This is a genomic window from Streptomyces sp. NPDC015220 (assembly GCF_043079345.1).
Classification (GTDB): Bacteria; Actinomycetota; Actinomycetes; order Streptomycetales; family Streptomycetaceae; genus Streptomyces.
This window is the reverse complement of record NZ_JBIBUK010000022.1, coordinates 69001-80500: the sequence shown is the minus strand read 5'-3', so window position 1 is coordinate 80500 and position 11500 is coordinate 69001. Positions and strand designations below refer to the sequence as shown.

The window sequence follows — 11500 nt, the reverse complement described above, 5'->3', positions numbered from 1 at the left end:
CTACATGGTTGGCCTGTTGGGTGCGATGGTGCTGAAGTGATCCTCCGCCGGCCTGAACCCCAGGTCAGGACCGGACGATCGACCAGGCGACGGGACCGCTGCCGCGGCGCGAGGCCCGGTGTTCCGGCGCTCAGCCGGTGGGTGGGGGCTCTTCGCGAACGGTGCCGCGTGGGCTGGGAGTTGTCGTCCCGGTGGTCTCCCCCGTGCCACCGGGACGTTCCCTTGTCGGCAGCGGCACCTCTGGTGGACGCCGCCGACCGGATCGGAGCCTGTTCGCGCCGCTGTCGGCGCCCCGTGCTCCGTGACATGCGCCCTCGAGGAGTCCAGCTGCCTGCGGGAGATCGTCGGCCAGGCGCGTGAGCGTGCAGCGGGCCGCGTGGGACGTGGCTGCGGCCAGCTGCCCGGCGCACGGTGAACATTCCTCAGGGATGTCCGTGAATTGAGGGCGTGTGGCCGACGCGGACCTGGGGCCTGAGCACGTTACTCGGCCACTGGGCGCTTCAGTTGGCCCCTCTGAGCACGACATGTGGCCGGCCGACGCAGTCAGCGTGGCCGCCGGTGTCCGAGGGCAGATTCTCCGTAGCCGCTGGCAAGTCGACTGGGGGGGCGTATGCGAACCGACTCCAAGATCCACGAGTGGCGGATCGAACCCCGGGAGTACGCGCGGCAGGAGGACAGACGCGGCAGGAGGCACGCCTACGAGAGCCTCGACCCGGTGCGCACCGTACTGGTCGTGATCGACATGGTGCCTTTCTTCGCCGAGGCGAATCCGTACGTCCGCGGCGTCGTGCCCAACATCGGCCGTATCGCCGAGGCGCTGCGCACAGCCGGCGGCCTGGTCGCCTGGGTGCTGCCGGCGAACGAGCCACCGCTCGCGAGCGTAAGCAGTGAGTTCTACGGTCCCACGGTTAGCGAGGTGTTCTCGTCGACGGGCGGTGAAGGGCCGCTGCGCTCGCGCCTGTGGCACGCCTTCGACGTCCGGCCAGATGACTTGGTGGTGGAGAAAACCGCTTACAGCGCCTTCTTCCCCGGCCGCTCGGTGCTGCCAGGGCTGCTGGCGGAGCGCGACATCAACACCGTTATCATCACTGGCGCACTCACGAACGTTTGCTGCGAGTCCTCGGCCCGGGACGCGGCCACCACGGGCCTGCGCGTGCTGATGGTGGCCGACGGGAACGCGGCTCGGCGCGACCAGGACCACAACGCCGCGCTGCTCACGATCTACCGGTCATTCGGCGACGTTCGGGCCACAGACGAGGTCTTGGACCTGATCAGGAAGCGGACGGGACCGGCCCAGCCAGCCCAGTGACGGCGACGTCGGACGGCAGTCTCCCTGCTGGTCTCCTTGCCGACCATGCTGGTCGCGTTCGCCCGCTACAGCCGCGACGGCAGCTTCGCCGTCCTCGGCACCAACCTTCGCCTCACCGTTGTCATGGCCGCCGGTTCCACCGCCGGCGCGGTACTGGGCGGTCGCCGCAGCGAACCCGGGCGTGTGGCAAAGGCTGGCTGCGCTGTCGGCGATGGCACGGCGCAACAGGCCACGGGCGCGATCCATCACCATCGGACAGGCGACCGAGGCAGCGCCGGAGGGCTGGCCGACGACCGTGACGTTGCCCAGATCGCCACCGAAGGCGGCGATGTTCTCACGGACCCAGCGCAGGGCCGCGACCTGGTCGGACAGACCCCGCACCAGCGGTGTCAATCCCTCGCTGCTCCAACAGCCCGGCGTCGGTGCAGCGCTGGGCGCGAAGACTCCGCGGCCCAGGAGTGCCCGGCACAGCCGGCCCGGCCCGCAGCCCACGTCGATAACGGGGCCGACGCAGCGATTGAGCACGGATTCGTCGGCCCCGGTGGGATGCGCGTACCAGCGGTGCGCCGGCATCCGGATCCGGCACCCGTCCGCCAGCCGCAGGTACACCGGTCCATGGCCGGCCCGCAGGGCGAGCGCGTAAGGGTCTCCTCCGGCGCAGGGCGAGCCGTCCTCGTCGGCCGTCACGATGCAGCGTCGTGACCTGGTGCAGGTCGTTCTTCGTCGGCGTGGGCGGCCCGTCGGACGCGGCGGAGTTTGAGAGCGAAGGCCACGGCGGAGGCGGCGAAGAGCACGGCGGTGATGGCCAGCCACCGGCCGAGGTAGACGTCCATGGACAACCCGGTGGCACCCGGGTAGGGAGTCGACAGGGCGAAGATGAGGGGGAACCAGACGAGCAGGAGCACACCCGAGAGAAAGGCGGGCACGCGCAGGTAGTTGATCCACGGTAGTTGTGGCATGCGGGTGGCGCGATGTTGCAGGACAGCGTGTGCCGACAGGTCGGCGAGCGAGTACAGGGGCAGCAGGATCAGGTCGTGGAGGATCGCCGCGCCGACGAACCAGACCGCGACCTCGAGCGGGCGGACGGCGAACAGGCGCACCATGGCGTAGCCGGTGATCGCGAAGGAGGCGATCAGGACGAGAAGGTGCAGGGGACCGGAGCCGTACCAGCGGACGAAGCGTGGCATGGTCACGTCCTGAAGGTGAGCCTGTGCACCCACTTGGTGTTGTTCACGCCAGGGTTGGCCGGGACGATGACGCGGGCCGGGTAGCCGTGGTCGAGCGAGAGGTCCGCGCCGTTGACGTGCAGGGCGAGCAGCGATCGAGGGTCGTGGATCTGGTTGCCTCGCAGGACCACCGAGCTGTAGGGGCCGGATGGTTGGACGGACTCCACCAGGACGCTTCCGGCGGCGGGGCGGCCCGCCAGGGCGGCGAGGTCGGCCAGGCGAAGGCCGCTCCACTGCTGGTTGGGGGTGGACCACCCTTCCACGCAGGCGATCGGCAGTGCGGCGGCGTGCTGGGGCATCGCGAGGAGTTGTGCGCGGGTGTAGACGAGTGTCGGGCCGGGGCCGTGGATCTCCAGCCGCCAGGCGGGGCCGACGTGCGCGGGGGTGATGCCGACGGACGCGGCCGTCTTGTTGATCTGGAAGCTGTTCGGGCCGCTGCCCGGAGTACGGTTGTGCGGAGCGAGAAGGGCGGTGCGGCGCAGCCGGCCGCCGGTGCTCTGTCCTGCGGTGACCACGAGGAGGAGCAGCGATCCGCCCCCCACCATGGCGAGCGCGCCGCGCCGGGTCATCGTCGGCGGCGCGGGAGCGGTCGGGACCAGGCCGTCGGGGTCGGGGGGTTCGGGCCGTGTGTGGGCGAGGTCGGTGCGCAGTTCCGCTGTCAGGCTGCGGGAGCGCAGGGCGCGGGTCATCCGGCGGAGTCTGAGGCTCACATGGACGACGAAGGCGGCGATGAACACCCAGGCGCCGTAGAAGTGCAGGGTGTAGAAGGAGCCGGGAAAGACGTAGAAGAGCTGGATGTTGAAGATGCCGGTGACGAATTCGAAGATCACCCCGCCGACCAGCATGAGCAGGGACAACCGCTCCAGCCCGTGGGCGACGGAGCGGACCGGCAGCCACTCGAACAGCTTCGGGATCACTGACCACAACTTGGCCAGCAGTACGGGCACGAGGACCACGCCGAGCGTCACGTGCACGCCCTGGGTCAGCCGGTACAGCCAGTAGGGATGGGTGGGCCAGGCGAAAAGGTAGAAGCCCAGCAGGCCCTTGTCCGGGGTTTGGTCGTTGATGCGGTCGAGTCCCGGGTTGTAGGAGGCGTAGGAGAGCATCCCGGTGACGAAGAGCAGCGGGATGCCGAACAGCAGCACGAGGCCGAACACGGACGTCAGCCAGGGCCCGCGGAGGGGACTGCGCCAGAAACCGGGACGGAACGGCCCCGGGGGCGGAGGAGTCTGCTCGACCCGCCGCACAAGGGCCCGGGCACGAGCGGCCCCCTTGGTCACCCGCGCCGCCGCGGCAGCGCGGACCCGCTCGAGGCGGCCGTGCGCATGCCCCTCGTCCGATCTCGGGCGCTGCGGTCCGCCGGAGCCCGGGGCCATCGGCCGTCCGCCACCGTCCATCGGCCGCCGCCTCCTCTGTTCCGGGCCGACCTCCAAAGGGGTGGATCGAATTCCACCGCGCCGTCGGTGCCTGCCAGGTCGTCAGCCGTAAAGTGACACAGATAGGGTCGGCTTCCGGTATCCGACGTGCATGCAGTGTCCGTCGCCAGCCGAACGGTCGAACCGGCGCTGCGCACGGCTCGACGCGTCGCACGGTGGCCTCATGATGGTGGGGTGCGACGCCCCAGCGCACGGCACAGCGCCTTCGCCTTCACCCGGCCCGGCCGCTCCACGCTGACCAGACAAGTGCTCTGGTTCGTCGTGATCGGTGTCGCCTCCACGGTGGCCCAGGCCCTGCTGTACTGGGTTCTGCGCCACTGGTCGCCGCCCATCCTGGCGAATCTCGCCTCCCTTCTTGTCGTCACCGTCCTCAACACAGAGGCCAACCGCCGACTGACCTTTCGCGGGTCCGCGGTCCGGGCCCTGCCGGCGCATCTGGCCGCGGGTGGCCTATTCGTCCTGGCGTACCTGGTCACCTCAGGCGCCCTCCTGCTCTTCCGCCACTACCGGCCCACCTCCTCACCAGCGGCGGAGACCCTGGTGCTCGCGCCGAGCTTCGCCCTGGTGACCGTGGTGCGCTTCACCGTCTTGCGGATGGTCGTCTTCAGACGCCGACACCGATGACCCCTCGTGCCGATGGGGCCGGCATGCCTGCGCTCACGCACCGTCCGGCCGCCCGTCTCCGCTGCCACGCGCCCGCGCCCGGACGACTGCACCAGCGAGCACCGTCACGGCGGCCACCGCGTACGCGGAGACCTGAACGCCGTGCCACTGCAGTGCGTCCGCGACATACAGCACGATGCCCGCGGCAGGGATGGCGAGCCACTCCCACGGGCCGCCCATTGCCACGAGGGCCACGACGAGCAGCGCATACCAGTAGTACGCAGGTGAGGTGAGCAGCAGCGCAGTACCCGTGACCAGCAGCGATCCGTGCCACGGCCGCTCCGGATCGCCGCGCCGCAGGACGTACCAGGCGCTGAGCGCCACCAGTGCGACGGCAGCCGGACCGGCCCACGCGTCCGGCAGCGCCAGCCGCAGCAGCGCGAACCGGCGAACGTCACCTGGCTGGTACCCCTCCTCGCGCAGATAGCCGGGGAGATGACCCAGGACCGCTGTACCGGACGCCAGCAGGTACGGGAGATAGGCGAGCGCCACGACACCGACGGCGGCGAGCAGCACGCTCGCCGTGTGCCGCAGCCGGGCACGCGCATGCCCGGGGGCCAGCGCCCCCGAGAGCGCACCGGGGAGGGTGAGCACGGGCAGCAGCTTGACGGCGATCGCCGCCCCGAGCAGCGCTCCCCGGCGTGCTCCCGCGGCCGTGCCGAGCGCGGCCACTGTGAGCAGCACTCCGAGCGTGTCCACATGGGCGTCGTTGACTGCGGCGAACGGCACCGCCGGGCACCATGCCCACAGTGCCACCCGCCGCGTGTCACCACGCGTACGCCGCTGCACCAGCAGCAGCGCCACCGTCGTGGCGACGGCGAGCACTGCACCGGCGAGTTGCAGTGGCTTGTGCCGCCCGCCTGCCGGGGAGACGGCGTGCACCAGCAGGAACCACCCCTCGGCCACGGGCGGATAGATCGTGTGTTCGGACGGCCTGTTGATGTGCGTGCACATATCCGCCCCCGAGTGGAGATCCCACCCGCGGCACGCGGTCCCGGCGGGGAAGAGCCACGGATCACGCAACCGGGCAAGCTGTGGCGCGTTCGGCGGGTAGGCGTACGGGGAGATCCCCGCGCTCTGCACGCGACCGTCCCACGCGTAGCGGTACACGTCGTCGCTGGTGCGCGGCGAAGCCGAGAGCGCCGCCACACACAGGGCGGTCCCCCCGACCAGGATCAGCGCCACGGCGGTGCGCACCGGCACGCGGCGCACCATCCACGCCGCTCCGGCAAACAGCACCCACGCGGCGGCATACCAGTACAGCAGCGCAGCCGGGTGGCCGAGATCACCGCCGATGCGGACTGTCGCGGCGACGACGGCAACGAGGGCGGCGAGCAGTGCCGTGGCGCAGAGCGTGCGTACTCCCACACTCGCCACAGTGGCAGCTGGCAGCGTGGCGGCAGGCCTCGCGGCGCCGCGTGTCCTGATCCAGCCGTAGCCTCGAAGGCATGCTCGTCCTTGTCACAGGAGGGGCCGGATTCATCGGCTCCCACGTCGTCCGGGCTCTCGTCGAGGCCAGGCACGGGGTGCGCGTGTTGGACGTGCGGCCCCCCGAGCCGCCGCAGTTCCCGCCCGGCGTCGCGTTCGTGTGCGGCGACGTGCGGGACCGGGCGGTGGTCGAGGAGGCGCTGCGCGGGGTGGACGCGGTCTGTCACCAGGCGGCGACGGTCGGCCTGGGCCGGGACTTCGACGACGCGCCCGCCTACGTGGGGTGCAACGATCTGGGCACCGCCGTCCTGCTCACGCTCATGGCCCGGCTGCGGGTGAGCGAGCTCGTCCTGGCCGGCTCGATGGTGTACTACGGCGAGGGACACTACGACTGCGCCCGCCACGGGACCGTCCGGCCTGGTCCGCGCCTGGTAGCCGACCTGGACGCCGGACGGTTCGAGCCCGTCTGCCCGCGCTGCGGCGACCCGCTCACCCCCGGCCTGGTGCCGGAGGACGCTCCACCCGACCCGCGCAATGTCTACGCGGCGACGAAAGTCGCCCAGGAGCACCTGGCCGCCGCCTGGGCCCGGGCCACTGGCGGCCGGGCGATCGCCCTGCGCTACCACAACGTCTACGGGCCCGGCATGCCGCGCGACACCCCCTACGCCGGGGTGGCCTCACTCTTCCGCTCCGCGCTCGCCCGCGGCGGGCCGCCCCGGGTCTTCGAGGACGGCGGCCAGCTCCGGGACTTCGTCCACGTCGCGGACGTAGCCGCCGCCAACCTGGCGGCGGCCGACGCCGTCGGCGCCGCGATCCCGGCAGGGACGCTGCGCGCCTACAACGTCGGCAGCGGGAGCCCGCACACCGTAGGTGAGATGGCCACCGCGCTCGCGGACGCCTGCGGCGGGCCCGAGCCGGTGGTGACCGGCGAGTACCGGTTGGGCGACGTCCGCCACATCACCGCCTCCTCGTCACGGCTGCGCAAGGAACTCGGCTGGCTGCCCCAGGTACCGTTCGCCGTCGGCATGCGGGAGTTCGCGAAGGCCCCCCTGCGCGGCCAGCCATCGGCGCCTCGATGAGGCGCGTGCGGGAGATGGCCTCGAGCCCGCAGCCGCCTAAGACGTTGGGGCCCTCATCGGACGGAAGCGCCCTGCATCCGAACCGCACCAGCGGGCATCGAAGACGGCGCGGCGGCGCGAATCAGGTGAGATCCGGGCGCGCCGTCCTAATACTCTTCGTACGCTGAAAGACGTGACCGATAGGCATCGGCCCCCGGCGGACGTCGTACTCCCGTGCCTGAACGAAGCGGCCGCCCTCCCCTGGGTCCTGGAGCGGATCCCGCCCGGCTGGCAAGCCATAGTCGTCGACAACGGCTCGACCGACAGCTCCGCCGAGCTCGCAGCCTCGCTGGGCGCGCACGTCGTCGGCGAACCGGTACGCGGGTTCGGCGCCGCCTGCGCGGCCGGGCTGCGCGCCGCCACCGCGCCCGTGGTCTGCTTCTGCGACTGCGATGCCTCCCTCGACCCGGGGCTGCTGCCGTCCCTCACCCAACCCGTCCTGGACGGTGAGGCGGACCTGGTGCTCGGGCGGCGCAGGCCGACGACGCACGGCACCTGGCCGCTGCACGCCCGGCTCGCCAACCACGAGCTGGCCCGGCTGATCCGCCGCCGCACCGGCCTGCGCCTGCACGACCTCGGCCCGATGCGGGCAGCCAGCCGGGAGGCCCTGCTCGACCTGCACCTGACCGACCGCAGGTCGGGCTACCCCCTGCAGATGGTCGTCCGCGCCGCCGACGCCGGATGGCGAGTGCGCGAGGTCGACGTACCGTACTACCCGCGCGCCGGCCGTTCCAAGGTCACGGGTACCTGGCGTGGGACCTGGTACGCGGTGCGCGACATGCGCGCGGTGCTCAGCGAGCCGCCGCGGAGCCCGGCGGGAGCACCCCGGTGAGCGGCCCGGCCGGGATGACGCCCGAGAGCGCGGACGGACTGACCGCGCTGTTGGTGATCGCCAAGGAGCCGCGGCCCGGGCACGCCAAGACCAGGCTCACCCCGCCGTTCACCCTTGCACAGGCGGCCGCTCTGGCGGAGGCAGCGCTCGCCGACACCCTCGAGACCGTGCTGCGCTGCCCGGCCCGCCGCCGAGTGCTCTTCCTGGACGGCGCGCCCGGACGCTGGCTGCCGCCTGGTATCGAGGTGGTCCCGCAGGCATCCGGCGGCCTGGACGAGCGGCTGGCCGCCGCCTTCGCCGCCGTAGCGGACGGCCCCGCTCTGCTGGTCGGCATGGACACCCCACAGCTCACCCCGAAGCTCCTCGCCCCCGTACTGGATCCCGGCGCATGGCGGGAGTGCGACGCCTGGTTCGGCCCTGCGGAGGACGGCGGGTTCTGGGCGCTCGGCCTGGCCGCACCCGATCCAGCGCTGCTGCGAGACATCCCGATGTCCACCGCATACACCGGCGCCGCCCAGCGCCACCGCCTCACCAGGGCGGGCCTTCGGGTGCGCGACCTGCCACTCCTGCGCGACGTGGACACAGCACCCGACGCGGCCGAGGTGGCGGCCACGGCGCCGGGATCGAGGTTCGCCACCCTCTTCAAGCGCTACTCTGACGACCTACTCTCCTGAGCCGGAGAGTCGCCGTTGGTCTCGCTGCCGCGCGACCCCGATGAGCAGGCCGCTGCTACCGATGCCGCGTGACCGAATCTGTCACCCGAACCTGCATCAGACCCAGCGGGGCCGATAGTCGGCCGTGACGGGCTGCGGCGGCTGGACGGGGGCCTGTCAGTGGCGCCTGGCACCATGGCCACCCATGAACGCTGAATCGGCCGCCCACGCCTGGCTCCGCGACTTCCACCACGGCTTCCTGCTCGAGGGCTACACCCTGACGCTGGTTCGCGGGCTCACTCCGCGTGAGTACCTCGACCGCATCGGCGCCCAGCCACAGGAAGACTGCGACGGCTTCGATGACTTCATCGCCCGGGACCGCGAATTCCAGGACGGTCAGGACCACTGGGGCGACCGCATGTTCGTCGGCGCCACCCTGGTCCACGACCAAGACGCCGACTGGGTCCTGGCACTTGAGATCAACGGCGGCATCGAGATCCACACCGATGCGATGAAGCACGCCACTCGCGGCACCCGCGGCGTCTCGCACTTCCGCAGCCCGAACGCCATGTCCCTGTTCTCCTGGTGGGAGGACGGTGAGCTGCGCACTCGCTTCGAAGGTCCCCTCCATCGAGAAGGCAGCACACCGGACCACCTCCTCGACCTCATGCACCAGACGGGGTTCGACCTTGAAGCCGGCGCCTGTGACCTGGAGAATTACCTCGCACTCGCGGAAGAGCTCACCGGCGTCCACCTGACTGCGAACATGCTCGAAGACGGCACCTACTCGACAGGCACCGTCGAGATCCCCACCGAGCACTGAACCGGTGTCGTCATCGATGTCACCGATACGCACGACACCCGCTCCCCAACCCCGCGCACGAGCAGCGTTAGGTCGGCTGCAAGGCCATGCGGGTAGATAAAGAACAAGCTGCGTGCCTGTTCCTGATCCGATCATGACATTTGATCCGCGGGCTGATCGTGGACGCGAGCGTGTCTCCCATGGGAGTGGCGGGCTGAGTAGAACGTCCTGGGCGAGCCAGGGACCGTCAGACTCTCGCCGTGACTCCGCGCGGTGTGCCGGGGCTGGTTGGGAGAGCATCGTGGCTGGTCCGTCGGTTCAGGCGATTACCTCCGGCCGCTGTCTGGTGGCGAGGGTCAGCGACGAGATTAATTGCGTGACCGACCTGGTGTTCCGCCGTGCTCGCTGCGCTGGCGGGCAGCGCGCGGATCATGCAGTTGGGCGCGACCGCCCGCAAGCACCGCCGGGCCGACCACAGGGCTGCGAAGGCCGAGGCCAAGAACTCGTCGAAGGCCCGGCGGTAGCTACCGGGAGCCCGCCACGGGCTGCCGCTTGTAGAAGGACTCCTCCAGGTAGACGACCTCGTGCGGCTGGTAGGGCTCCTCCAGGTAGGCGGCCTCGTCTTCGTCGAGTTCGACGTCCACCGCGGCGACCGCGTCGGCCAGCTGGGCCGGCTTGGTGACCCCGACGATGGGCGAGGTCACCACCGGGTTGCGCATGACCCAGGCCAGGGCGACCCGGGCCGGGGACAGATCCCGCCTGCCCGCGATCTCGTGGACGCGCTCGGCCACCGCCTGGTCCCCGTCGCGGTGGAGGATCTCGCCGCCCGGGTCTGTTGCGGCACGCGCCGTGGCGGCGCCCCGGACCCGCGTCAGCCTGCCCCGCGCCAGCGGGCTCCACGGGATCACGCCGATGCCCTGGTCGGCGCGGAGCGGGAGCATCTCCCACTCCGCTTCCCGGCGGATGAGGTTGTAGTGGTCCTGCATTGTGAGGAACTCCGGCAGGCGGGCGTGGAACTGTCGGGTACTCCGGTGCTCACCGGAGCATGACGTCTCTGTGGTCCGGCCCGTGCACACAGCGCACGGGCCGGACCCCGCTTGTTGCCGGCAGCCTCTGGCAGTGTCTGTCCCGCGGCCGGCGGGCGAGCGCCTGCCCGACTGGCTCGACGCCGTCCGGCAGGACGTCCTGCCCAGCCTCCGCGCCGTCGCCGCAGGCATTGACCGCGACGGCGACGCCGTCATCGCCGGCCTCACTCTGCCCGGGAGTTCCGGCGTCGTCGAAGGGCACGTCAACCGGATCAAGATGCTTCCCTTCCGGCCCGTGCGAAGCCACAGGGCCGGAAGGGATCAAGCTATGCCTTGTCGAGGAAGAACTTCTCGTCGCCGCCGCCGTTGGCGTTGTACTGGCAGTTCACCGTTCCGCCGGGGCCGGTGGCGGTGGTGACCCCGCTGCCGGTCACCATGCGCAGGAAGATGTTCGTGAAGGTCGCCGACTCGAAGGAGAACGAACCGTCGGTCTGGGCGCGCGCACGGAACTTCTCGAAGGGGCCGATGAAGGACTGGCAGTTGACCGTGCCCCCGCTGCTCATGTCGGTGGGGGCCCCGGTGCCGTCCATGCGCAGGAACACGCTGGGGAAGGCCACCGACTCGAACGCGTACGAGCCGTCGGCCTGCGGCCGGACCTTGAACGTCGTCCAGGCGCCGGTGCCGTACTGACAGTTCACCTTCCCGCCGCCGGGATCACTGGGGGCGGTCACGCCAGTCCCGTCCATACGCAGGTACACGTTCGGGTAGTGCGTCGACTGGATCGTGATCGGAGTGTCCCCTAGCTTCGCGAGGTCGGCTTCCGATAAAGCCATGTCGGCCGTTCCTTCCGTCTGGAGAGATCGCGGAGGAGTTGGATGAGCGCCGTCGTCGACAGATTCCGCGGCGCTGATGTGATGACGTGATGGCGGGGCTGGAGGGAGGTGCCCGTTCAGCGAATACCGCGTCGCGGCGGGGAGCCGCTGAGGCGAACCGAACGGCCCTACCGGG

Annotated in this window: 12 protein-coding genes and 1 pseudogene; 7 read left to right on the top strand and 6 right to left on the bottom strand. The window is 70.9% G+C overall.

Annotation, left to right across the window (positions count from 1 at the left end; all coding sequences use genetic code 11):
- The first annotated feature begins 610 nt into the window (after window positions 1-610).
- A complete protein-coding gene (locus tag ACF061_RS31335) occupies window positions 611-1309 on the top strand; it encodes an isochorismatase family protein (RefSeq protein WP_392270371.1) in 699 nt (232 codons plus the stop codon).
- On the opposite strand, the gene ACF061_RS31330 is transcribed toward ACF061_RS31335, so the two are convergent.
- From ACF061_RS31330 to ACF061_RS31320, 3 genes are read right to left on the bottom strand one after another with little or no spacing between them, the layout of a single operon-like run.
- Window positions 1229-1996, bottom strand: a complete 768-nt coding sequence (locus ACF061_RS31330; protein WP_392270370.1) for a carboxylesterase family protein — start codon at window positions 1994-1996, stop codon at window positions 1229-1231. The genes ACF061_RS31335 and ACF061_RS31330 overlap by 81 nt on opposite strands.
- The gene (locus ACF061_RS31325; RefSeq protein ID WP_392270369.1) at window positions 1993-2496 is read right to left on the bottom strand and encodes a hypothetical protein; all 504 of its coding nucleotides are present in this window, start codon (window positions 2494-2496) and stop codon (window positions 1993-1995) included. The genes ACF061_RS31330 and ACF061_RS31325 overlap by 4 nt, the downstream gene beginning before the upstream one ends.
- A 2-nt stretch (window positions 2497-2498) precedes the next feature.
- Complete coding sequence (locus ACF061_RS31320; protein WP_392270368.1) at window positions 2499-3692, bottom strand: molybdopterin-dependent oxidoreductase; 1194 nt, start codon at window positions 3690-3692, stop codon at window positions 2499-2501.
- Between the two features lie 453 nt (window positions 3693-4145).
- Between ACF061_RS31320 and ACF061_RS31315 the strand changes: the two genes are divergently transcribed.
- A complete protein-coding gene (locus ACF061_RS31315) occupies window positions 4146-4595 on the top strand; it encodes a GtrA family protein (RefSeq protein WP_392270367.1) in 450 nt (149 codons plus the stop codon).
- Between the two features lie 33 nt (window positions 4596-4628).
- Here the strand turns inward: ACF061_RS31315 and ACF061_RS31310 are convergent, their stop codons facing one another.
- On the bottom strand, window positions 4629-6002 hold the full coding sequence (locus tag ACF061_RS31310) for a glycosyltransferase 87 family protein (protein ID WP_392270366.1): 1374 nt from the start codon (window positions 6000-6002) through the stop codon (window positions 4629-4631).
- 80 nt (window positions 6003-6082) lie between these two features.
- On the opposite strand from ACF061_RS31310, the gene ACF061_RS31305 reads away from it, so the two are divergent.
- From ACF061_RS31305 to ACF061_RS31285, 5 genes are all read left to right on the top strand, one after another.
- Complete coding sequence (locus ACF061_RS31305; RefSeq protein ID WP_392270365.1) at window positions 6083-7141, top strand: NAD-dependent epimerase/dehydratase family protein; 1059 nt, start codon at window positions 6083-6085, stop codon at window positions 7139-7141.
- Between the two features lie 172 nt (window positions 7142-7313).
- The gene (locus ACF061_RS31300; RefSeq protein ID WP_392270364.1) at window positions 7314-8012 is read left to right on the top strand and encodes a glycosyltransferase family 2 protein; all 699 of its coding nucleotides are present in this window, start codon (window positions 7314-7316) and stop codon (window positions 8010-8012) included.
- A 14-nt stretch (window positions 8013-8026) separates the two neighbouring features.
- Window positions 8027-8686 carry a DUF2064 domain-containing protein gene (locus ACF061_RS31295; protein ID WP_392270418.1) on the top strand — a complete coding sequence of 220 codons (660 nt, stop codon included), beginning with the start codon at window positions 8027-8029 and terminating at the stop codon, window positions 8684-8686.
- A gap of 184 nt (window positions 8687-8870) precedes the next feature.
- Window positions 8871-9488, top strand: coding sequence for a DUF6461 domain-containing protein (locus tag ACF061_RS31290; protein WP_392270363.1), 618 nt, complete (start codon window positions 8871-8873; stop codon window positions 9486-9488).
- A 377-nt stretch (window positions 9489-9865) separates the two neighbouring features.
- Complete coding sequence (locus tag ACF061_RS31285; protein WP_392270362.1) at window positions 9866-9991, top strand: hypothetical protein; 126 nt, start codon at window positions 9866-9868, stop codon at window positions 9989-9991.
- Here ACF061_RS31285 and ACF061_RS31280 read toward each other — a convergent pair.
- Both ACF061_RS31280 and ACF061_RS31275 read right to left on the bottom strand, forming a co-directional pair.
- A pseudogene (locus tag ACF061_RS31280) lies at window positions 9992-10462 on the bottom strand (aldo/keto reductase); the annotation flags it as partial.
- 356 nt (window positions 10463-10818) lie between these two features.
- Complete coding sequence (locus tag ACF061_RS31275; protein ID WP_392270361.1) at window positions 10819-11325, bottom strand: hypothetical protein; 507 nt, start codon at window positions 11323-11325, stop codon at window positions 10819-10821.
- Between the last annotated feature and the right edge of the window lie 175 nt (window positions 11326-11500).